Source organism: Loktanella sp. D2R18 (genome assembly GCF_003318235.1).
Lineage (GTDB): Bacteria > Pseudomonadota > Alphaproteobacteria > Rhodobacterales > Rhodobacteraceae > Yoonia.
In genome coordinates this window covers 371,387-392,932 of record NZ_QOCG01000030.1, presented here as the reverse complement: position 1 = coordinate 392,932, position 21,546 = coordinate 371,387, and the positions used below count along the sequence as shown (strand labels likewise).

At 54.7% G+C, this 21,546-nt stretch carries 19 protein-coding genes and 1 tRNA gene; 3 read left to right on the top strand and 17 right to left on the bottom strand.

Annotated features, from left to right (window positions below):
• Positions 1-159 precede the first annotated feature (159 nt).
• The 7 genes from DS901_RS15435 to DS901_RS15405 form a co-directional block, all read right to left on the bottom strand.
• Entirely contained in the window at positions 160-1,206 is a 1,047-nt protein-coding gene (locus tag DS901_RS15435) for a DUF6538 domain-containing protein (protein WP_113777797.1), read from the bottom strand.
• Between the two features lie 152 nt (positions 1,207-1,358).
• A tRNA-Gln gene (locus DS901_RS15430) sits at positions 1,359-1,433 on the bottom strand.
• Positions 1,434-1,495: 62 nt separating this feature from the next.
• Positions 1,496-2,770 carry a mechanosensitive ion channel domain-containing protein gene (locus tag DS901_RS15425; protein ID WP_113777796.1) on the bottom strand — a complete coding sequence of 425 codons (1,275 nt, stop codon included), beginning with the start codon at positions 2,768-2,770 and terminating at the stop codon, positions 1,496-1,498.
• 68 nt (positions 2,771-2,838) lie between these two features.
• On the bottom strand, positions 2,839-3,672 hold the full coding sequence (kdsA, locus tag DS901_RS15420; RefSeq protein WP_113777795.1) for a 3-deoxy-8-phosphooctulonate synthase: 834 nt from the start codon (positions 3,670-3,672) through the stop codon (positions 2,839-2,841).
• Positions 3,672-5,222, bottom strand: coding sequence for a capsule biosynthesis protein (locus tag DS901_RS15415; RefSeq protein ID WP_113777794.1), 1,551 nt, complete (start codon positions 5,220-5,222; stop codon positions 3,672-3,674). Before DS901_RS15415 ends, kdsA begins: the two co-directional genes overlap by 1 nt.
• On the bottom strand, positions 5,212-5,859 hold the full coding sequence (locus tag DS901_RS15410) for an ABC transporter ATP-binding protein (RefSeq protein WP_113777793.1): 648 nt from the start codon (positions 5,857-5,859) through the stop codon (positions 5,212-5,214). The genes DS901_RS15415 and DS901_RS15410 overlap by 11 nt, the downstream gene beginning before the upstream one ends.
• A gap of 133 nt (positions 5,860-5,992) precedes the next feature.
• Positions 5,993-7,276 carry a Na+/H+ antiporter NhaA gene (locus DS901_RS15405; protein WP_113777792.1) on the bottom strand — a complete coding sequence of 428 codons (1,284 nt, stop codon included), beginning with the start codon at positions 7,274-7,276 and terminating at the stop codon, positions 5,993-5,995.
• 116 nt (positions 7,277-7,392) lie between these two features.
• On the opposite strand from DS901_RS15405, the gene DS901_RS15400 reads away from it, so the two are divergent.
• A complete protein-coding gene (locus tag DS901_RS15400; protein ID WP_404932353.1) occupies positions 7,393-7,983 on the top strand; it encodes a uracil-DNA glycosylase family protein in 591 nt (196 codons plus the stop codon).
• Entirely contained in the window at positions 7,976-8,752 is a 777-nt protein-coding gene (locus tag DS901_RS15395) for an SseB family protein (RefSeq protein ID WP_113777791.1), read from the top strand. Before DS901_RS15400 ends, DS901_RS15395 begins: the two co-directional genes overlap by 8 nt.
• Here the strand turns inward: DS901_RS15395 and DS901_RS15390 are convergent.
• The 10 genes from DS901_RS15390 to DS901_RS15345 all read right to left on the bottom strand — a co-directional run bounded on the left by DS901_RS15390 (position 8,749) and on the right by DS901_RS15345 (position 19,689).
• Entirely contained in the window at positions 8,749-9,681 is a 933-nt protein-coding gene (locus tag DS901_RS15390) for a 2-hydroxyacid dehydrogenase (RefSeq protein ID WP_113777790.1), read from the bottom strand. The two genes, DS901_RS15395 and DS901_RS15390, sit on opposite strands and share 4 nt — an antisense overlap.
• Positions 9,681-10,820 carry a rod shape-determining protein RodA gene (rodA, locus tag DS901_RS15385; RefSeq protein ID WP_113777789.1) on the bottom strand — a complete coding sequence of 380 codons (1,140 nt, stop codon included), beginning with the start codon at positions 10,818-10,820 and terminating at the stop codon, positions 9,681-9,683. Before rodA ends, DS901_RS15390 begins: the two co-directional genes overlap by 1 nt.
• Positions 10,817-12,757: a penicillin-binding protein 2 gene (gene mrdA / locus DS901_RS15380; RefSeq protein ID WP_113777788.1), complete on the bottom strand. Its 1,941-nt coding sequence runs from the start codon at positions 12,755-12,757 to the stop codon at positions 10,817-10,819. The genes rodA and mrdA overlap by 4 nt, the downstream gene beginning before the upstream one ends.
• Entirely contained in the window at positions 12,754-13,302 is a 549-nt protein-coding gene (locus DS901_RS15375) for a rod shape-determining protein MreD (protein ID WP_258546755.1), read from the bottom strand. Before DS901_RS15375 ends, mrdA begins: the two co-directional genes overlap by 4 nt.
• Before the next feature lie 31 nt (positions 13,303-13,333).
• Positions 13,334-14,266 carry a rod shape-determining protein MreC gene (gene mreC, locus DS901_RS15370; protein ID WP_113778066.1) on the bottom strand — a complete coding sequence of 311 codons (933 nt, stop codon included), beginning with the start codon at positions 14,264-14,266 and terminating at the stop codon, positions 13,334-13,336.
• Positions 14,267-14,288: 22 nt separating this feature from the next.
• The gene (locus tag DS901_RS15365) at positions 14,289-15,326 is read right to left on the bottom strand and encodes a rod shape-determining protein (RefSeq protein WP_113778065.1); all 1,038 of its coding nucleotides are present in this window, start codon (positions 15,324-15,326) and stop codon (positions 14,289-14,291) included.
• Positions 15,327-15,640: 314 nt separating this feature from the next.
• Complete coding sequence (locus DS901_RS15360; RefSeq protein ID WP_113777786.1) at positions 15,641-17,200, bottom strand: 2-isopropylmalate synthase; 1,560 nt, start codon at positions 17,198-17,200, stop codon at positions 15,641-15,643.
• Between the two features lie 12 nt (positions 17,201-17,212).
• Positions 17,213-17,569 (bottom strand): cupin domain-containing protein, encoded by a 357-nt coding sequence (locus tag DS901_RS15355; RefSeq protein WP_113777785.1) that lies wholly within the window; start codon positions 17,567-17,569, stop codon positions 17,213-17,215.
• A 222-nt stretch (positions 17,570-17,791) separates the two neighbouring features.
• Positions 17,792-18,208, bottom strand: a complete 417-nt coding sequence (locus DS901_RS15350) for a VOC family protein (RefSeq protein WP_113777784.1) — start codon at positions 18,206-18,208, stop codon at positions 17,792-17,794.
• Positions 18,209-18,288: 80 nt separating this feature from the next.
• Entirely contained in the window at positions 18,289-19,689 is a 1,401-nt protein-coding gene (locus DS901_RS15345; protein ID WP_258546772.1) for an MORN repeat-containing protein, read from the bottom strand.
• Between the two features lie 160 nt (positions 19,690-19,849).
• Between DS901_RS15345 and DS901_RS15340 the strand changes: the two genes are divergently transcribed.
• Positions 19,850-21,517, top strand: coding sequence for an NAD+ synthase (locus tag DS901_RS15340; RefSeq protein WP_113777782.1), 1,668 nt, complete (start codon positions 19,850-19,852; stop codon positions 21,515-21,517).
• Positions 21,518-21,546: the final 29 nt, after the last annotated feature.

Below are 21,546 nucleotides of genomic sequence, written 5' to 3'. Positions count from 1 at the left end.
AGCACAGGTCGACAAACCTGAAGCACAGGTCGACAAACCTGAAGCACAGGACTGTGAAAATGATGACTTTAGCCTCTAAAACGCCTCTATATTTGTGTTGATTTCCGCCAACATCTGATTGTAGGCAATCACGACAGTGATTTGACCAAAGCATTACTGTCAAAGAGTTGGTGTTTGCTCCCGCCCATGAGCACGTCCAATCACCCTGATAATTTTTCGAAACAGATTAGCAATCTTAGTGTTTGATGGTTTGACTCCAAAGAGACGCTCAAAGAATGGTGGCATGTCCGTCATGGTAATGCCATTATCGGTAACGTCTGCATGTCCGGATGCTATTTGGGTGACCAGAACATCCATTGCGGCGACGCCTGCGTCGAGCTCGGCTTCCTTTTGCAGGTAGCGTTCTTTTGCGTCCAGTGCATATCCTGCATCGTCCTCAGCTCGCGCCAATCTGCGTTCAACATCCTTGATGCTGGTTTTCAATTTCTGGGCCGTGGCTTTTTGAGCCTTATATTGCTGCGTGGAAAGGCGCTGCTTTCGAGGACCGTCGCGCAACAGGCCGCAGGGCTTGCCGACCTTCTCATGATATCGATCTTGCAGCTGTTTGAGCGCAGTGGTGTAAGCTTGCTTTTCCGGGATTGGTCCCCGGGCTTTACGCGCCACTTGGAGATGCTCCCCATTCTCTGCCTCCCATTCCTCCGTCAAAACCGCGTTGCGTGATACAACCTCGCGGCATTGCAATTCCCATGCGGCCAGTTGCGCTTCTCGTTTGATCTTGTTCTTCTTCTGGGTCTCCCGGTTTTTGGAAGGACGAGGCTGCTTGGGTTTGTTGGGGCGCTTTTCCAAAATGGGTTTGGGCACCGACGACACAGCCGTCGGCGTATCCAATTCTTCCCGCAGTTTGGCAGCGGCCATCTTGCCTGCGTGGAGTTTGTTGGCGTCAAGTTTAGGATCTGATGTGTTGATGGCAAGAATGTGGAAATGTACAAACCCCTCGGCGCGGGTGATCCGGTTGCTTTTCACGCGGCTGATAAAGGTCGCGAAGTTTAAGTTTACCAGTACCGCGACAGCCTTAGCTGTGGATAACTTTTTCGTTTTTAAGCTGACTTGAACAAAATCGCCAGTTTTACCCGTGACTTCTCGAGGTAGGCGCCGCCGCCAAACATAGACAGCGCCTCGGCGCGTTACGTGATTTAGATGCCCCATTTCGGCTCCTTCGGTTACTGGAAGGATGCCGGGCTTACTTGCATGAGAACTGCCATTTACGCACCAATGTGATGCATAGATGTGATGCAGTGGGGAAAATCCACCGCAGCCCCAAAGGGCAGTTCATATAAATCAAACACTTAGGGAATGGCTGGCTGGGGTGGTAGGATTCGAACCTACGGTACACGCTACCAAAAAGCGTTGCCTTACCACTTGGCTACACCCCATCAGCGAAGCGGTGAATACTGCGAAGGGGGGCGGGGTTCAAGCCCCGTTTTTACAAAAACCGCTATTCTTTTAAACTGTCTTCGCGCAGCAGATCTTCGGAGCTTTCAAGGCCCCGTTCTGCATCGACAATCCGTGTCAGCGCGGCATCGCCTTTGGCCGCGACTGTTTCAACGCCCGTGCTTTCGGCGCTTGCTGGCTTTGTCGGCTCTTTGATCATTTGGATGGCTTGCGTTGCGTCGGGAATCACAATGCCTGCGCCTTGAAGGGCCAATTTAACTTGCCGTAGCGCTTCGCCTTTGGCGCGCACAAGTGAGCTTTCATTTTGATTAACCCAGCCTGTCACAACCAGTTCAACACCTTCGGGGTGCAGGGCTTCGATCCAGGTGTCTGCGGCAGGTTCGTCCAAGGTAAAGGGCAGGGCTTGCACCGTGTCTGCGATCAGGCCGCGGGTGGCCTTTAGATCGGCGTCGCGTTCGACCATGATCGCAAATTTAAACCGGCGCTCCGCATTCTGGCTGAAGTTAATGATTCTGCTTTTGAACACGGTTGCGTTGGGAATGCGAATATGGTTGCCGTCAAATGACAAAAGGATCGTCGCGCGGCTGGTCAGGCGGATGACCTTGCCTTGGTCGCCGTTGATTTCGACCGTGTCATTGGGACGAAATGGTTGCCGGATCGACAGCATGATTGACGCAATAAAGTTTTCGACCGTGTCACGCACCGCAAAACCAAGCGCCAAGCCGATGATCCCGGCGGCCCCTAAAATCGTCGAAAGCAGGGCTGTCGCATTCACAATATCAAGCGCGATCACGATCCCGAAAATCACAAATGCGATGCGCAGCAATTGACGGAACAGTTCGGCAATAAACAGGTTCGGGGCCAGTCGTTCCCATGGTTGACGCATGCGTGCGATCGAAAAGCCAACAAAAACCACGAAAGAAAAGACAAGACCGGCAATCAGCGCGAGGGGAAAAAAAACAATGAACTGATCGATGCGCGCGCGGAACCGTTCGATTGCGGGGTCCAATCGGCGGCCGATATCCGCAGTTTCAGTCACTTGGTTTTTGACGGCAACGACGCCGGTGATCCCACCCGCCAAGGTATCAAGCGCTGTGATTTCTGTTGCGGATGTGGTCGTGCCGCGTAAGGTGATCACCCCATCGTTCACCTGAACGGTTACATCGCCGTAATTGCCCAATTCAGCAAGAATTTCGCGCATGCGCACCGCAATATCCGCGTCTTGCTGTTCGTAATCGGGTGAGATGCCAGCGGTGCTTTGGGCTGCGGCCGGTGCCGCAAACGACAGGGCAAAAACTAGAAATACAAAAATGCGCATAGAATCCGTCCGAATAATAACTTTGGTCGATCCTATGAAGATGCCGCGCGCGGGAAAAGCCCTAAATTTTAAACGCGCAGCGGGTCAGCCTTGGCCAATGCGTCAAAGCCCATCAGGCTTTTGACCAGCGCATCCATGTTTTCGAGTGCGATCATATTCGGCCCGTCAGAAGGGGCGCTGTCGGGATCTTCGTGGGTTTCGATAAACACGGCCGCAATGCCAAGCGACACAGCGGCGCGCGCCATAACAGGTGCAAATTCGCGCTGCCCACCAGATGATCCACCCATTCCGCCGGGCTGTTGCACCGAATGGGTCGCGTCCATCACAACCGGATAACCGCTGCGCGCCATCGTCGGCAGCGACCGCATATCAGCGACCAATGTGTTATAGCCAAACGATGATCCGCGTTCGGTGAGCATGATCCGTTTGTTGCCCGTGCTTTCGATTTTGGACACGACATTGGGCATATCCCAAGGTGCGAGGAACTGCCCTTTTTTCACATTTATGACGGCGCCTGTTTCGCCAGCCGCAAGCAACAGGTCCGTTTGCCGACACAAGAACGCAGGGATCTGCATGACGTCACAGACTTCGGCAACGGTTGCGCAATGTTCGGGCGCGTGAATGTCTGTCAGGACCGGGCAACCAATGCTGTCTTTGACCGATTGCATGACCCTCAGCCCTTCATCCATTCCCAGCCCGCGCACCCCATTCAGCGAGGTGCGGTTCGCCTTGTCGTAACTGCCTTTGAACACAAATTGCGCGCCGTGGCGGGCGCAAACCTCGGCCATATGTCCGGCGATCATTTGCGCGTGATCCACGCTTTCCAGCTGGCAAGGGCCAGCGATCAACAGCAAAGGGGCGTCATTACTGACGGTGAGTGGGCCAATGTCGACGTTATGCATCAAGAGCTTACCTGTTCGCGAAGGATTGAGACGGTGATAGATATAAGAAGGTAAATACCCGAGAATATCAACAAAGCCAGCAATGTGTTTTCGAATGCGCGAGGGTATGCTGGCTCATCCGGGATCACAGGGTTCACACTTTGCGACAGATAGCGGACCTGCCGGTTTGCCTCGATCCGGGCGGTTTCCATCTGGGTGAGCGCCTGCTGCACCATAGCTGTTTGGAAGTTATAGTTTTCTTCGGCCACGCGCAGTTCAGTATTGCGCACCGCGAGCGAAACACCGTCGCCGACAGACCCGGTTAATTCTTGCCGCAATTCTGCGATCAACGCGTCAATATTTGCGATTTGGTTCCGTAGGGCCTGTACTTGAATTTCGCTCGGCCGGTCAACGTTCAGGCGTGATTGCAACACAAGGCTTAACTGTTGGCGTTCGCTTTCGAGCGCGTTGATCTGGCCCATGCGGGCCCCCGATTCACTGCCCGCATCGATTTGCTGCATGCTCTCTTGCAACGCAAGCCAAACCGCCAGTGCTTCGGCGCGACGGGCTTCGGCATCTTCGTAGCTTTGCAATGCGCCGCGCATCTGATCGGTACGCAAACGCGCCGTCAGCTGATCAACCTGTTCTTCGGCGTAAGCAATCAGAGCGGTTGAGAATTCGAAGCTGGTCACAGGATCAGCGGCGATGACCTCCATCTTGATGATGCCTTCAGTGGGATCATAGCTGATGCGCACGTGGTCAGTGTACAGTTTAAATGTTTCTTCGTTGGTCGCATCAGCCTGAAGGCGCTGAATGGAATCAATATTTTCATCGCTATAATGCGCTCTAAACCCATGTTCTGCATCCAGTCGCAACAACGCCTCGCGCGAGGCCAGATAGGATTGCACCGCAATACTGTCTTGTTGCGTTGCCATCGATGTGCCTTGAAACAGGGTGGAGAGGCCGCTTGGTGCCGCTGATGCCGATTGTGCCTGCTGGATGACGATTTCGGATTTTGTCGCGTACATCGGGGTCGCCATCGTGTAGAAATACCAGCCCGTCATAAAGGTTGGCAGGAACACGAAAAACGCGAGCCGCGTGAACATCAGCAGCATTTTGCGCCGCCGCCGGCGCGCGATGTCGACTTGAATTTGGCGGATTTCCGCAGCATGTTCCGGGTTCATTTTGAGCCCGTTTTGTGTGCTGACCTGCGCGCTGTGGCGGCGGTTCACCTTTTGCGGCAATTGAATTTGCCCTTGTTCGCCCGCGTTCTGGCTGCCCTCGGGCATCACCAATTCAAGAACCGATTTTTGTTGGAACGGATCGATGCCCGCGGCACGCAATTGGCGGACAGCATCAAATTCAGAGGTAAATGTCAGCCCACGTTTTTGCGCAACACGGCGCGCCATTCGCAGCTGGCGTGCGGTCAGACCTTCGTTGCGGATTGCATCTATTTGGGCATCTAGATCGTCAGGGTTTGTGTCGACAGGCTGCTCTTGTGGTGCAGCTTGCGTGGCAGAAGCCGCGCCGCGCCGAATGCGAAACCGTTTGACCTTGGGGTTAGTACTCATATGCGGCCTTTGCCTCTTCCAAGGTGTCAAATAGGTAGAGCTGACCGTTCTTCAAAACAGCCGCAGAGCGGACAAAGCGTTCTAACGTGGCCGGTTGGTGCGACACGATAATCATCGTGGTTGTTTCCAAACGCTCGCGTAAGATTTCGCCGGCCTTGCGGTTAAATTCGGCGTCGGTTGATCCTGGCATCCCTTCGTCGATGAGATAGATGTCGAAATCAAGCGCGAGCATCAACGCAAATGAAAACCGCGATTTCATTCCGCTGGAATAGACGCCGACGGGCATGTCAAAATATTCTTCAAGCCCGCAAAGCCAGCGACAATAGGCTTCGACATAATCGGGGTCCAACCCATAAAGCCGCGCGATATAGCGACAGTTTTCATTGGCTGACAGGCTTTGCACCACGCCGCCCATGAACCCGAGCGGGAATGAAATGCGGCAGTTGCGGGTGATGCGCCCTTCGTCCGGTTTTTCAAGCCCAGCCATCATATTGATCAGCGTGGTTTTTCCGGTACCGTTTGGCGCAAGAATGCCAAGCGAATGCCCAAGTTCAACGCGAAACGAGGCGCGGTCAAGGATCACCTTGCGCTGGGTGCCTGTCCAAAACGATTTACTGACTTGTGCAAATTCGAGCATCTGATTCCCACGGCGCCCCGATAAGGGTTTGGTTGATCGTGACCGAAAAAGGTTAATACCCGGTCACGATCATCGCCTTATGATACAGTATCGCCAAATTGCGTCGGAAATACAGCACGATCTGTGCATGTCCCTAGCCGTGCTGCTTTTGTACCTTAGCCAACTTGCCAGCGGCGAGCGAAACGACCGCGGCAAAGAAGCTAAACAGCGCACCCATTTTCGCAGCATCTTGCACAGGCACGTCGCCCAGCATCACAGCGCTATCAAAGGCGACGGCGGCAATAAACAGCGAAACCGTAAAGCCAATCGCAGCCACGCAGCCGATCACAACCAAGTCAATGATCCGCATGCCTTCTGGAAGTCCTAGCCCAAGCGGACGTGCCGCAAACCAGCCAAAGAGCAAGATGCCAACCGGTTTCCCGATCAACAGACCTGCGAGGACAAGCCAAGTCGGCGAGCCAATGGACGAAAATTCGACTCCGGCGTTCAACAGTCCAAAGAAGAACAACACGACCTCAACCGGGTGTTTGAGAAGATGTTCGATGTGGTTCAAAAGGTCGGTCAGGTACTGTTCCGCCTCGGCAAAGATACCAAATGCGCGGTCTGCATGTGGGATCGTAGGCACGATTGGCAGGAGGCCGAGAGCCGGGTGAATACCCGCTTCTTGGAAGCCATACCAGCTCGCTGCGGCCGCAACGAGATATGGCCAGAACGACAGTTTGTTGCGGACCCATGTTGAATTCGGGCGCATTTCTTTGCCGCGATCCAATTGGCGCGGCAGGCGGTTAAAGAAGTAAAATACCGCGATGGCCGCGAAGAGTGACAGCAAAAGCCATTCCGGTGCCAATTCACCTGACGGGTAGAAGATCGCCAGAATGATCAGCCCAGCCGCATCGTCGGCAATCGCCAACAGCAACAAGAAACGCACCGCAGGGTGGCCAGCGCCAAACACCAAACGCCCAACGAGGTAGCTAAATGCGATGTCGGTTGCGGTTGGAATAGCCCAGCCGTTTGCCACCGCATCATAAGTTTCCGATCCAAGGAACAGCGCAAGTCCAAGGTAAACCGCGATTGGGCCGATCATGCCGCCAAGTGTTGCGAACAGGGGCGTCGCAGCTTTTTTGCCGCGCAGGCTACCGTTTTTCAGAATAACGGCTTCCCAGACTTCTTTCGCAGCAATTGCAAAGAAGAAGGCCATCAGCACATCGTTGACAAGGTAGTGCAGCGTCAGCGAACGGTATTCGACCTGCCCATTGGCGTCATAATGGGCGTGCCCAACCCATGAATCGTGGATAAGTTCCAAATCTACAAAATGATGATAACTTGTGGGATCAATATTCGCCCAAACGAGCGCAATCCCCGCCCCGATAATCAACAAAAGTGAGTAGTTCGTTAGAAAATTCCAGACGCGATACATGCTGTCCCCCAGTTTACTTGCTTCGCAATTACCGCAAAGGTGCGAAGGCATCAAGCGTGCGACAAATTAACTTGCTGTGAACGGGCAGTTTTGCGAATTCTAGGCTGGGAGAGAGTGTGAAGTTGGGTCTCAGGCATGACATATTGTCCTGTGAATTATGCGCTGATCGGTTTGCGCAGACCCAGACGGCGCATCACCCGCGGCCTGTTGTTTGGTTTGATGCTGCACCGCGCATATTGATCGCGGGCCAAGCGCCGGGGCTGCGTGTGCATGAAGCAGGCAAACCGTTTTGGGACCGTTCAGGTGATCGACTGCGGGATTGGTTAGGGCTTGATCATGACGCATTTTACGATGTCGCAAAGATTGCGATTGTACCCATGGCGTTTTGCTTTCCGGGATACAATGCGGCGGGATCGGACCTGCCCCCGCCGAAAACTTGTGCGGACACATGGCACAAAAAGGTGGTGGCCCATCTTGGTGAAGTGCCTTTAACACTGGTTATTGGTGGTCATGCGCAGCGCTGGCATTTGCAGAGCCGCGGCAGTGTGACTGACACAGTCGCCAGTTGGCGCGACTATGCACCACGCGTGTTTCCCTTGCCTCATCCGTCGTGGCGCAATACCGGGTGGTTAAAGAAAAACCAATGGTTTGAGACTGACCTGCTGCCTGCGCTGCGGGCCCAAGTGAAAGACGTGTTAAATGACTGATCTCGATACGGCCCATGCGGCCATGGAAGCTGCCCCTGAAGACGATGCAGCGCGTTTGCGGTTTTATGAAAGGCTTGCAGATACCGAATTATTCATGCTGCTCACCGCAGAAGCCGAAGGCGATCAAGTTTTACCCGAATTGTTTGAAATTGAAGACCAGCGTTTCGCGCTTGTGTTTGACCGCGAGGAACGGCTCGCGGAATTTGTTGGCCGTGCGGCCCCCTATGCTGGGGTGCCGGGGCGTGGGTTGGTGCAAATGCTGGCCGGGCAGGGGGTTGGGCTGGCATTGAACCTAGAAGTCGCGCCATCTGCGATGCTGATCCCCGCAGAGGCTGTGGATTGGTTAGTGCAAACGCTGTCACATGCGCCAGACGAAACCGAAGCCCGCCTGACCGAAATCAACGCACCCGGCGGTCTGCCCGAAGCTGTAGTGTTGGGGCTTGACCGGAAACTCGCGATTGCGGCGGGTATGGCTAAATCTGCCTATCTGGCCGCAGCGACCTATGAGGGTGGGGCGACAGGGCATGTCTTGGCTTTTATCGATGCAACGCCGGGCGCGGAACAGGCGCTCGCCAATGCGGCAAGTGAAGTGCTGACATTTTCGGGGATCGAAGCAGGGGTTATGGATGTGATGTTTGTGCGGGCCAGCGACCCGCTCGCGGCACATCTGGCCAAGGTCGGGCTGCGTTTTGATCTGCCTGAACCCGAAACACCACATGTACCCGGCGCCCCCGGAATGGACCCGGCAAAACCGCCCAAGCTGCATTAGTACCCGCGCCCGCGATCAACACGATTCTGTAAGGGGGCGCCGTTTTCGTGACCCGCGATATTGTTGGCAATGACTTTTGCTGCGGTCTCGGGGCGTGTTGTGGCGGCGATATGCGGGGTAACGGTCACCTGCGGGTGCCCCCAGAAAACATGATCTTGCGGCAGGGGTTCAATGCGGAACACGTCAAGCGTGGCATGGGCGACTTGGCCGGTTTCAAGCGCCGCGAGCAAGGCCGCATCGTCAATCAGCGGGCCACGGCCGGGGTTGATGATAAAGGCACCCGGCGCAAGCAAGGCAAGGCGGGCCGCATTCAAGGTGTTTTCTGTCTGTGCCGTCATTGGCAGCAAGAGAATGACAATCTGTGCACCGCTTAGCGCCTTATCCAACCCATCGTCGCCGTGCAGGCAATGCAGGTTTGGAACGTTCTTTGGTGATCTGCTCCACCCGGTTACTGGGAACCCAAGCTGATGCAGCGCTTGTCCACAGGCTGCCCCCAGTGCGCCGATCCCTAGGATCGCGACCGGACGATCTGCAGCAATGGGTGGATACACATCGTTGCGCCATATACCGTCTTGCCCATGAATATGCGCGTCCATTCCCAAATGATGGCGCATCGTGTGGCCCACGACCCAATCGACCATCGCATGCGTGAGGCTCGGATCAACCATGCGGCAAAGAGGTTGGGTCAAGGTCTTGTTTTGCGTTATTTTTTCGACGCCAGCCCAAAGGTTCAACACGGCCTTACAGCGGGTAAAGGGCGTGAAGTCATCGACAGGCCCGCCGGGGCCAAAGATGATATAATCCGTGGTCTCTGCTCTGTGATCGCGACGCAGATCGGCTGTGACGCGTGCGGTCTCAAGCGCCCGCTTTAACGCGGTTTCATAGTCGTCCCAAAGATCGTCAGTCGCGGCAAACAGAATGTTGATCATTAGCGGGGCCTATGGACATGGGCGCTTTGGACAAGGCCGAAGGCAACAAGAAGAACTAGCATGGCGGAGCCACCATAGCTGACAAGCGGAAGGGGCACGCCGACGACAGGCGCAAGTCCCATAACCATCGACATGTTGACCGCGAAGAAAAGAAAAAACGTCATGGCAATGCCCAAGGTCAAAAGTGCCGCAAAGCGGTCACGATTGCCGAGCGCCGAGACAATGCAGAAAACGACAATCAGAAGATAGAGCAGCAATAACGTCGAGGCGCCGACAAAACCGAATTCCTCTGCTAATGTGGTAAAGATAAAGTCGGTATGTTTTTCGGGTAAGAAATTCAGCCGCGATTGCGTCCCTTGCATAAAACCGCGTCCGGTCCAGCCACCCGACCCAAGCGCAATTTTGGCCTGCGTGATGTGATAGCCCGCGCCAAGCGGGTCATTGGAGGGGTCAATAAACGTATCGATCCGGCGATATTGGTAATCTTTCAGCAATTGCCAAGACGTGCCTCGGCTTTCGAACACGGCAACGATCGCACCGACACCCGCACCGACAACCGACGCAAAATAGGCCCAGTGTACGCCAGCAAGAAACATCACCGTTGTCCCACCGAACAAAAGCAAAAGCGATGTACCAAGGTCAGGTTGCTTAAGAACCAACATCGTTGGGACAAGGATAAATATCACAGGCAAGGCGACCCAGACAGGCCGCGATGTTTTTTCCAAGGGCAGCCAGTCGTAGTAGGCCGCAATAAACATCACCACGGTGATTTTTGTCAGCTCTGACGGCTGCAACACCATAAATTTCAAATCGATCCAGCGTTGCGCGCCCATGCGGACTTCGCCAAAGAACTCTACACCTAGCAGCAAGATGATTGATGCCGCATATGCAACAAACGCCATGTTGCGCCAAAACCAAATCGGAACCATGGCCACGATGAACATCAATACCATGCCAAGGCCAAAACGTTTGACCTGCGGTTCCATCCAAGGTGACGTGGACCCGCCCGCGACAGAATACAACATCAGGAACCCAGCGCTCGCTACGGCTGAAATCAACATGACCAACGGCCAATTGATATACCAAATTTTGCGTAGCCCCGTGGGGACGTGCTGCGTGTTATGGGCGAGATAGCTCATGCGCGGCTCTGGGCCTTTGCACCCATGGGGATACGCGCTTCGATGCGGCGTTGTTGTTGTTCAATCTTGTCGCGTTGGTTCGCCGGATAGGCGTCAAGCGGCGGGGCACCGCCATAGAGCGCTTGTAAAATGACATCGCGTGCGATGGGCGCCGCGGCACTTGAACCGCCGCCGCCATGTTCGACGATCACCGCAACAGCGTAGCGCGGGTTATCAAGCGGTGCATAGCTGACGAAAAGCGCGTGATCACGGCGTTCCCACGGCAGGTCTTCGTTGCGGGTGACCCCGGCGGCCCGTTCTTCGGGGGTGATGCGGCGGACCTGGCTGGTGCCACTTTTCCCGGCCATTGCGTAGCCTTCGGTCAAAATGCGCGACCCGTAGGCCGTGCCGCGTCGGTTGTTGCACACATCCGTCATGGCTGCACGGATGCGGCGCAATGTGTTTTCGTTCAAGCCAAGGCTTTCTCCGCGCCCAGAGGGCTGTTCAACCCCATCAATCAACCGCACCAGCCGGGGGGCAATTTCATGCCCCGTGGCGATCCGCGCGGTCATGATTGCCAATTGCAGCGGCGAGGTGAGCACATAGCCTTGTCCGATTGACGCATTCACCGTGTCCCCGATCCGCCAATCTTCGCCCCGGACCGATGATTTCCATTCCTTATCCGGCGCAAGCCCAGAAGCCACCGCAGAGAGCGGCAGATCATGTTTGGTCCCTAGCCCAAGCTTGCGTGCCATCGCCGCCATTTTGTCGATACCGACCCGCTGGGCGATCTCATAATAATAGCAATCGCAACTTTGCTTGAGGCTGTCGTGCAAGTTGATGTTGCCATGCCCGCCGCGTTTCCAACAGTGGAAACGGATGCCGTAAACATCGGTATGTCCGGGGCAGTAGACAGTTTCGTCTGCGGTCACGACGCCGTCTTCCATTGCGGCCAACGCCGTTACCATCTTGAAGGTTGAGCCCGGCGGGTAGGTGCCCTGCACCGCCTTTGCCGCCAGCGGGCGGTATTTGTCTGCGTTCAGGCCTTCCCAATCGGCGACAGAAATTCCGCGCACAAACAGGTTTGGATCGAAAGACGGGGCCGAAGCAATCGCGCGCAGATCACCATGTTCAAGATCGATGACAACGACGCCTGCGGATTCGCCGTCGAGCCGGGCTTGGGCGTAGGTTTGTAGCCGGTTGTCGATGGTCAATTGCACGTCTTTGCCAGCGTCGCCCTCTTGGCGGTCCAATTCGCGCATCACCCTTCCGACGGCGTTCACTTCGATCCGACGATGGCCCGCACTGCCGCGCAATGTATGTTCGAGCTTGTTTTCCGCACCCGTCTTTCCAATTTGGAACTTGGGAATTTGCAAAAGCGGATCTTGGTCGTCGATCCGGCTCAGGTCGTAATCGCTGACCGGGCCGACATAACCAACCACATGCGCCAGATCAGCGCCCCAAGGGTAGACGCGGCTTTGGCCGACTTCGGCGGAAATGCCGGGTAGGGCGGGGGTATTCAGATTGATCTTTGCGACATCTTCCCAAGTCAAACGCTCAGCGATGGTGACAGGCACAAAAGGCGAGCGGCGGTGCATTTCCTCCATTGCGCGACTTAGATCCTCGGGAGCGATATCGACAATTTCAGTGAGCCGGGCGAGCACTTCGCCCACGTCGCCTGCATCCTCGCGGACCATCACAACCCGGTAGTTTTGTTCGTTATCTGCGATGGCTATCCCGTTGCGGTCAAACACCAACCCGCGCGACGGTGGTAAAAGACGAATGTTGATCCGGTTTTCTTCGGCAAGCAGGCGGAATTCGTCGGCATGTTCAACCTGCATTGACCGCATACGCCAACCCAACACGGCCATTAGCGCAATTTGGGACGTGCCCAAAACCAACGCGCGCCTGCTAATGGTGCGGTTGCTTGCGATAATATCTTTCGGTTGCCGTTTCATACACGTTGCCCTCTGCTGCCGGTTTCACCGGGTGCCACGCGGGTAATGCCAAAGACATAATGCATGAAAACTGCAACAAAAGGGTAGACTGCAATTGTCAAAATCAGTTGAAGAAGCACCATGCCCAACGGCGGGACGTTCAGCGCGAATATAGCCAGCACCAGCCGATACGTTGCAAAAAGCGCAAACATGCCAAGCGCGACACTGCTCCATTCACCCAAAAATGGCATGGCCCGAAAATCACGGTGCCGTTTGCGCAGCTCTTCTGTCAACCAAACGACCATACCCGCCCATAGGCCAGGTGGGCGCTGAAAGACCAGATCGCTTAATAGGAAAGTACCTGCGATGATCCAAACAGGGATAAATTTAGGACGGCGTACGATCCAAACAATCGTTACAGCCAAACAAAGATCAGGAGGTACGATGCGCAAGCGCCAAGGTGCGAACATGTCGCCGGGCAAGGCAATCGTTAAGATATTGGGTTCCATGCTTTGCGGGACCAATTGCACAACCATGATCACAAAGGCGATCAATACATATGTCATGCATTTCACCCAAACCTGTGGTCCGACGGGGCTAGCCATCGTCGAAATCACCCAGTGGCAGCGGCTGCGGCGCAGTGACCGGCAAGGCCGCGGGTCCGAAGAATTCAGCGCCGGGAGTCAGCAATCCACCGGGGTCTGCGATAACCTCATGCGGGTGGGCGCGGAGCACGCGCAGAAATTCCAAACGTTGATAATCGGCGGATAAACGGACACGCAACCGCTGATCCGTTCCAAGGGCGACTTGGCCGACCAAAAGATCGGCTGGGAACACGCCACCATCAGACGATGACACAACCCGGTCACCAGGCCGCACCAATCCGGTATCTTCAAGAAATTCGAGCGGCGGGTTCAGCGTGTTATCCCCGGCCAAAATCGCCTTTTGACCAGAGGGCTGAATGATCACTGGTATACGGCTTGATGTGTCGGTCAAAAGCATGACGCGGCTGGTTTCTTGACCAACCCCGGCGATGCGCCCGACCAACCCGATGCCGTCCATCGTGGGCCAACCATCAATGATACCGTCGCGCGCGCCGACATTGACCAGCACTGATTGGCGAAAGGGCGACCCGCTATCCGTCACAACAACCCCGGTAACAAAAGTCATCTGTGGATCGATGCTCACGTTGTTCAGGTCAAGCAGTTTAGCGTTTTCTTGTTCCAACTGCAGCGCGGCTTCTTTCCACGCTTTCATCTGCTGCAGTTCACGGCGGAGGTCTTGGTTTTGATCGGCAAGTTGTTGATAGCTTTGAAAATCGCTGATCAAGTGCGCAATCCCGGTGATTGGGGCCATTGCCCAATCAAACGAAGGTACAAAATTGTCGATCGCAGCGGCGCGAAACCGTTCGACCCGTGGGCTATCAATCCGCCAGACAAGGAACAAACCAAACAGCACAAGCAGGATCACCCCAACCAGCAATCTACGCAGTGGGCCGATAAAGTCTTCGCTGTTTTTATCTTTTGCCAAGGGCAATTATCCCCGGTGTGTTTTAGCTATCGTAGTCAATAACGTGCCGCAGCTGTTTTTCGTACTCAAGCGCGCGCCCGGTGCCCAAAGCCACACAGTTCAGCGATTCATCGGCCACCGAAATGGCCAGCCCCGTTTGTTCGCGCAGTGCCAGATCAAGTTGCCCAAGAAGCGCGCCACCCCCGGTCAACATCACGCCGCGATCCACGATGTCCGCGGCCAAATCTGGTGGTGTGGCCTCAAGCGCGGTCATCACAGCCTCGCAGATTTGCTGCACGGGTTCTGCAAGTGCCTCGGCAACTTGGGCTTGACTGATTTCAGTTTCCTTTGGCACGCCATTCAACAGGTCACGCCCGCGAATGTGCATCGATTGGCCGCGACCATCGTCAGGCATCCGTGCCGTGCCGATGGATGTTTTGACCCGTTCCGCCGTGGCTTCACCGATCAGCAGGTTATGCTGGCGACGCAGATAGTTAATGATCGCCTCATCCATGCGGTCACCACCGACGCGAACAGAACGCGCATAGACAATATCGCCCAGCGACAACACGGCGACCTCGGTCGTACCACCACCGATGTCGACAACCATGTTACCAGTCGGGTCCGTGATCGGCATGCCCGCGCCAATCGCGGCTGCAATCGGTTCCGCGATCAGTCCTGCGCGGCGCGCGCCAGCAGACAGCACAGATTGGCGGATCGCGCGTTTTTCAACAGGTGTCGCACCATGTGGGACACAAACGATAATTTTGGGTTTGGAAAATGTTGAACGGCGGTGCACCTTGCGGATGAAGTGTTTGATCATCTCTTCGGCGGTATCAAAATCGGCGATAACACCGTCACGCATGGGGCGAATGGCTTCGATGCTGCCCGGCGTGCGGCCGAGCATCAATTTCGCGTCTTCGCCGACAGCCAATACTTTCTTGACGCCGTCTTTGACGTGATAGGCCACAACCGAAGGCTCTGACAAAATTATGCCTTTGCCTTTGACGTAAACGAGGGTGTTTGCTGTCCCCAAGTCAATCGCCATATCCGAAGAAAATAACCCGCCAAAGCCTGCCATTCGATGGCCTTCCGTATTTTTTGTTTTGTTCAACGCGCCGTCCCTGCGCATTCGCTCCTAAACGTTATACGGCGGCTCGTGCGAGGATAGAAGCCCTAGATTTTGGCGCAAACTGGCGGGTTTAATAGTATCATATTTCGAACATATATTTTCAAATTGTGCGTCTATTTGCAAAATTATAGCATATTTGCGATATGCATAGGTCAGCGCAATTGCGCCGTTGCCAAATCGTAATAGCGTTAATGTGATTGCAAAAACGCAAATGGGCGCCCCAATTTCATGGGGCGCCCATTGCGACGAGTCGCAACTTTAGCCTACCGATCTTTGTAACTCACGCCCTTAACGTCATAGCCCGGCGCAGATTCTTCACGCCGCACAAGCAAACGGTTGAGCGCGTTGATATAAGCTTTGGCGCTGGCCACGACAGTATCGGTATCCGCTGATTGCCCGGTCGCGATACGGCCTTCTTCTTCCATCCGCACGGATACAGTGGCCTGCGCGTCGGTGCCTTCGGTGACCGCGCTGACCTGATAAAGTTGCAATCGCGCGCCATGCGGGAACAGTGCCTTGACTGCGTTGAATGTTGCATCAACCGGGCCGTCACCCGTGGCTGATGTTTTAACGTCAGCCCCGTCGATCTCCATGACCATATCGGCTGTTTGTGGCCCTTCGGTGCCGCAGACAACGCGGAGCGATTTCAGTTTCAACCGATCTTCGTCACCGCTGTTTTGATGCATCAAGGCGAGCAGGTCATCGTCAAAGACTTCTTTCTTGCGGTCGGCCAAATCTTTGAAGCGGACAAAGACGTCTTTCAACTGGTTGTCGGCCAGATCGTCGAAACCCAATTCATTCAGTTTCGCGCGCAGCGCCGCACGGCCTGAATGTTTGCCCAAGGGCAGTGATGTGCCTGACAGCCCCACATCTTCGGGCTTCATCACCTCAAATGTTTCGCGGTTTTTCAACATCCCATCTTGGTGGATTCCGCTTTCATGCGCGAATGCGTTTTTACCGACGATGGCTTTGTTGAATTGCACCGCAAAACCTGACACCGCTGCAACGCGGCGCGAGATGTTCATGATCTTCGTCGTGTCAATGCCTGTCGCGAACGGCATGATGTCGCCGCGCACTTTTAGGGCCATGACAACTTCTTCAAGCGCCGTATTACCTGCGCGTTCGCCCAGACCGTTGATCGTGCATTCGATCTGACGCGCGCCGCCTGCAACAGCCGCCAGTGAGTTTGCGGTCGCAAGGCCAAGGTCATTGTGGCAGTGTGTCGCAAAAATAACGTCATCCGCACCCGGTACAGTCGCGATCAGATTGCGGATCAAATCGGCGCTTTCAACAGGCGCCGTATAGCCCACGGTGTCGGGTATGTTGATTGTTGTGGCACCCGCCTTGATCGCGATTTCGACTGTGCGGCACAGATAATTCCATTCGGTGCGGGTTGCATCCATGGGCGACCATTGCACGTTATCACACAGGTTGCGGGCATGGGTGACGGTGTCATGGATACGCTCGGCCATTTCATCCATCGTGAGGTTTGGGATCGCGCGATGCAGCGGCGATGTCCCGATGAACGTATGAATGCGCGGAGACTTCGCATGTTTTACGGCTTCCCAGCAGCGATCGATGTCTTTGTAATTGGCACGCGCCAACCCACAAATCGTCGACGTCTTTGCCAGTCGCGCGATTTCGCTGACGGCTTTAAAGTCACCTTCCGATGCAATCGGAAAACCGGCCTCAATAATATCGACGCCCATCTCGTCCAGAAGTTCCGCGATCTCAAGCTTTTCTGCATGGGTCATCGTCGCGCCCGGAGACTGTTCGCCGTCGCGCAAAGTGGTGTCAAAAATCAGAACATTGTCTTTGGTCATCTGATTAGTCCTTCAAATATGGTCTTTGGGGGCGGCGGGTCGATCCGCATCGCCAGAATTCGGTTCACCTTTTGGTTCGATCAAAAGCACTTTGGCCTCTTGTTCGGCTCGGGGGCGATGTACGACACCTTTGGGGACAATGAAAAGCTCGCCAGCGCGAAAAGTCACACTTTCTTGGTGATCGAAGTCCATTGTTACCTGTCCTTCGATCACGAGAAAGAAGTCATCGGTGGCGTCATGCTTGTGATAGGGGAATTCACCTTGGAATTTCACGACCATGACGTCGTTGTTATTGTAGCTGGCGACCACTTTGGGGTCCCAATGGCTGTCGAAAAGCGATAGCTTTTGCGCAATGTTAATAGCTTGCATGATTTTTCCTAACTCTGATGGGGTGCTTTAGCGCTGTATCTCAACTCCTCTGAGCACGCGCGCCAAACAAGGCCGCGCTCAGAGGCGAGTTAGGAGTAGGTCGAGCCCACGCGCAAACGGCGCCGGAAGGCGCTGCGGGTTTGCGATATGTTGGGCGTTAAACATGTGGCGACTATAGTCGGGTTTTTTGCGTTGAAAAGGTATAAATTCGCAACACCTGTTTTATCCATCCCGACCGGGCGCAGTCGGGTCATCGCAAAACAGCGCGATCTTATTGCCCTGAGGGTCGCGCAAATAGCCAACATAAAAATGTGACCCATATGAAGCGCGAAAACCGGGTTGGCCTTCGTCTGTGCCACCTGCGGAAAGCGCTGCAGCATGTAGATCACGTACCAATTCTTGGCTGCCTGTTTCAAAGGCGGTCATTGCACCATTCCCAGCAGAGGCTGGCTGCCCATCAAAGGTAGGTTTTACGTAGAAGTCTGGAGGCAAGGGTGATTGGCCCGACGCGACTGGCAATGCAAAACTGAGCCCTTCGGGCCCTTCTTTTAGATCATACCCAAGTTTAGGCAGGAACGCCGTATAGAACCGCTTGGCAAGTGAGATATCATCGGCCCCGACGGTAACGTAAGCAATCATTTTGCGCGTTCCTTAGGATGGGTACAAAGAAGCCCGCGATGCGGGTTGCATGCGGGCTTCTGGCTGTTTTCCGATTGGCTTTATTCAGTCGTTTCGGACACGAGCGCGCCGTCTGACCAGATGCCGATGCTTTCTTGGCCAGTGGCAAATGTCATTTTACCTTCGCCTTCGCGGCGGCCACGTACAAATGCGCCTTCATAAACATCGCCATTGGCATAGGTCGCAAGACCTTCGCCGTTGATAGTGCCATCGACCCAGTCGCCGACATAGTTGAACCCGTCGGGCAGGGTGATTTCGCCCTTACCGTTACGCTGGTTGTTCGAAAACTCACCAATGTAGACAGTACCGTCCGCATAAGAGGCTTGCCCTAAGCCGTTGCGTTGTCCTTCGGACCATTGGCCTTGGTATGTATAACCGTCAGTATAGGTCATTTTGCCAGTGCCATGGTTTTTCGCGTTCAGGAATTCACCTTCATAGACAAGACCATTGACGAAGGTCGCTGTGCCTGAGCCACTAATCACGCCGTTGTCCCAATCGCCTTCATAGGTTGAACCGTCAGGATAGGTCATTGTGCCTGTGCCATGTGCGAGATCATTCATAAATGTCCCGGCATAGACGGATCCGTCGGGGTAGGTGGCTTCGCCCGTACCTTCGATCCGGCCTTCGACCCATTCACCAACATAGACATACCCGTCAGCCCCTTGCAGTGTGCCGGTGCCGTGGCGTTTGTCATCCGCAAACGTACCTGTGTAAACGTCGCCATTTGCATAGGTAACAGTGCCTTCGCCTTCGCGCTTGCTGGCGACAAAGTTGGCGTCGTAGACATCGCCATTTGTCTGGGTCAGTGTGCCCCGTCCTTGTATTTGGCCATCGACCCATGCACCGCTGTAAATAACTCCGTCGGCCATGGTCATTGTGCCGGTGCCGTCACGTTCACCTGCAGTCAGATTACCGGTGTAAACGGCGCCGTCTGGATAGGTGATCGTGCCTTCGCCTTCTTTGATACCATTGACCCATTCGCCCGCGTAGACATAGCCTGTCTCGCTCGTCATGGTGCCTGTGCCGTGGTACATCGCGTTGCGAAATTCGCCTTCGTAGGTCAGACCATTTGCGTAATGTGAAATGCCTTGGCCGGTGATGTTGCCATCGACCCAATCGCCTTCAAACGTGCCGCCATCCGCAAATGTGATTCGGCCTTGGCCTTCGGGTTTGCCAGCGACAAACGCACCTTCATAGACGGACCCATTAGCAAAACGCGCAACGCCTTGGCCGCGAATTTCGCCTTCGACCCATTCCCCTGTGTATTCATAGCCGGTGGGCAATGTGTAGGTGCCAATCCCGTGCTGTTTTCCATCAAGGAATTCACCTTCGTAGACGCCGCCGTCATCGTACTGCTTTGTTTGGACTGTTTGCGCTTGCGCGCCTGTCGCCAACCCAACAGTAAGCAGGGCGACCGCCATTGTTTTTGGTAATCCAAACATAGTCATTCGAGTCCTCCGATTACTTAACTCACACCGCAGCTTAGGTAAGGCTCTGCATTCTGACAACGGTTAAGGGAACATTATCCCCACATTGTTTTGCAGCCGCCTTTTCAATACGCGTTATTCTGGTACATGCATTGCTGTGAATTAGGACAAAACTATGACAAAAATGTTCCGCCTTACGATGGCTCAGCTAAATTCCGCCGTTGGTGACTTATCAGGCAATGCAGACCTCGCCCGCGAGGCATGGGCCGCTGGGCGCGCCGCAGGGGCTGATATGGTCGCTTTGCCCGAGATGTTTATCACGGGCTATCAGACCCAAGACCTTGTGCAAAAGCCAGCATTTGTTGCTGATGCGATGGCGCATATCATGGCGCTTGCAGCGGATTGTGCGGATGGTCCGGCCTTGGCGATTGGTGGGCCGCAGTTTGAAGGTGACCGTCTTTATAACTGCTATTTTATCTTGCGCGACGGCAAAATTTCCGCCCGCATGAAAAAGCACTTTTTACCGAATTTTAATGTTTTCGATGAGGTGCGCCTTTTCAAAAGTGATGATATTTCAGGCCCATACACCGTGAATGATGGCCCGCGCCTTGGCAGCCCTATTTGCGAGGATGCGTGGTATCCTGACGTTGCGGAGGCGATGGTTGAAACGGGCGCAGAGATTTTGATTGTCCCGAATGGGTCGCCCTATTTTCGCAATAAATTTCCTGTGCGGCTCAACAATATGGTTGCGCGCGTTGTCGAAAACGATGTGCCGCTAGTCTATCTGAATATGGTTGGCGGGCAGGATGATCAAGTGTTTGATGGCGGGTCATTTGTGTTGAACCGTGGCGGCCAGTTGGCCGTACAAATGCCGATCTTGCAAACTGCGATCACCCATGTCGATTTCGAACAAACCGATACAGGATGGGAAGCAATCCCTGGCGAATTTGCGCCGATGCCCGATGACATCGCGCAAGACTACCACGTGATGGTTCTGGGTTTACGCGATTACATGCGAAAAACCGTTTTTAAAAAGGTACTTTTGGGCCTGTCGGGGGGAATCGATAGTGCCATCGTGGCAGCGATAGCGGTTGATGCTTTGGGTCCTGACAACGTGCGGTGTGTCATGCTGCCCTCTGAATATACGTCGCAGGCCTCGCTCGACGATGCGGCGGCGGCGGCGGATGCATTGGGCGTCAAATACGATATCGTCAATATCGCGGGCCCCCGTGCGGCCGTGACTGAGGCGCTAGCGCCTTTGTTTGGCGATATGCCCGCAGACCTGACCGAGGAAAACATTCAGTCGCGTATTCGCGGGTTGCTGTTGATGGCGCAGTCCAACAAGTTTGGTGAAATGCTGCTGACCACGGGCAATAAATCCGAAGTCGCCGTTGGCTATGCGACGATTTATGGGGATATGGCGGGGGGCTATAACCCGATCAAGGATATGTATAAAACGCGCGTGTTCGATACCTGCCGCTGGCGCAATGCCAATCACTGTGACTGGATGCAAGGCCCCGCAGGCGAAGTGATCCCAACTGCGATTATCGACAAACCTCCATCAGCTGAACTGCGTCCCGATCAAAAAGACGAAGACAGCCTGCCGCCGTATGACATTCTCGATGGCATCCTCACAATGTTGGTCGATGATGAAGCATCCGTCGCCGATTGCGTGGCTGCCGGGTATGATCATGAGACAGTGAAACGGGTCGAACATCTGATTTATATCAGCGAATATAAACGGTTTCAGTCAGCCCCGGGCCCGCGGCTGTCGCATCGCGCGTTTTGGCTTGATCGGCGTTACCCGATTGTAAACCGCTGGCGTGATAACAGCGGGGCATAAAGGCTAAACTGGACATCTTGCCTGTTGCA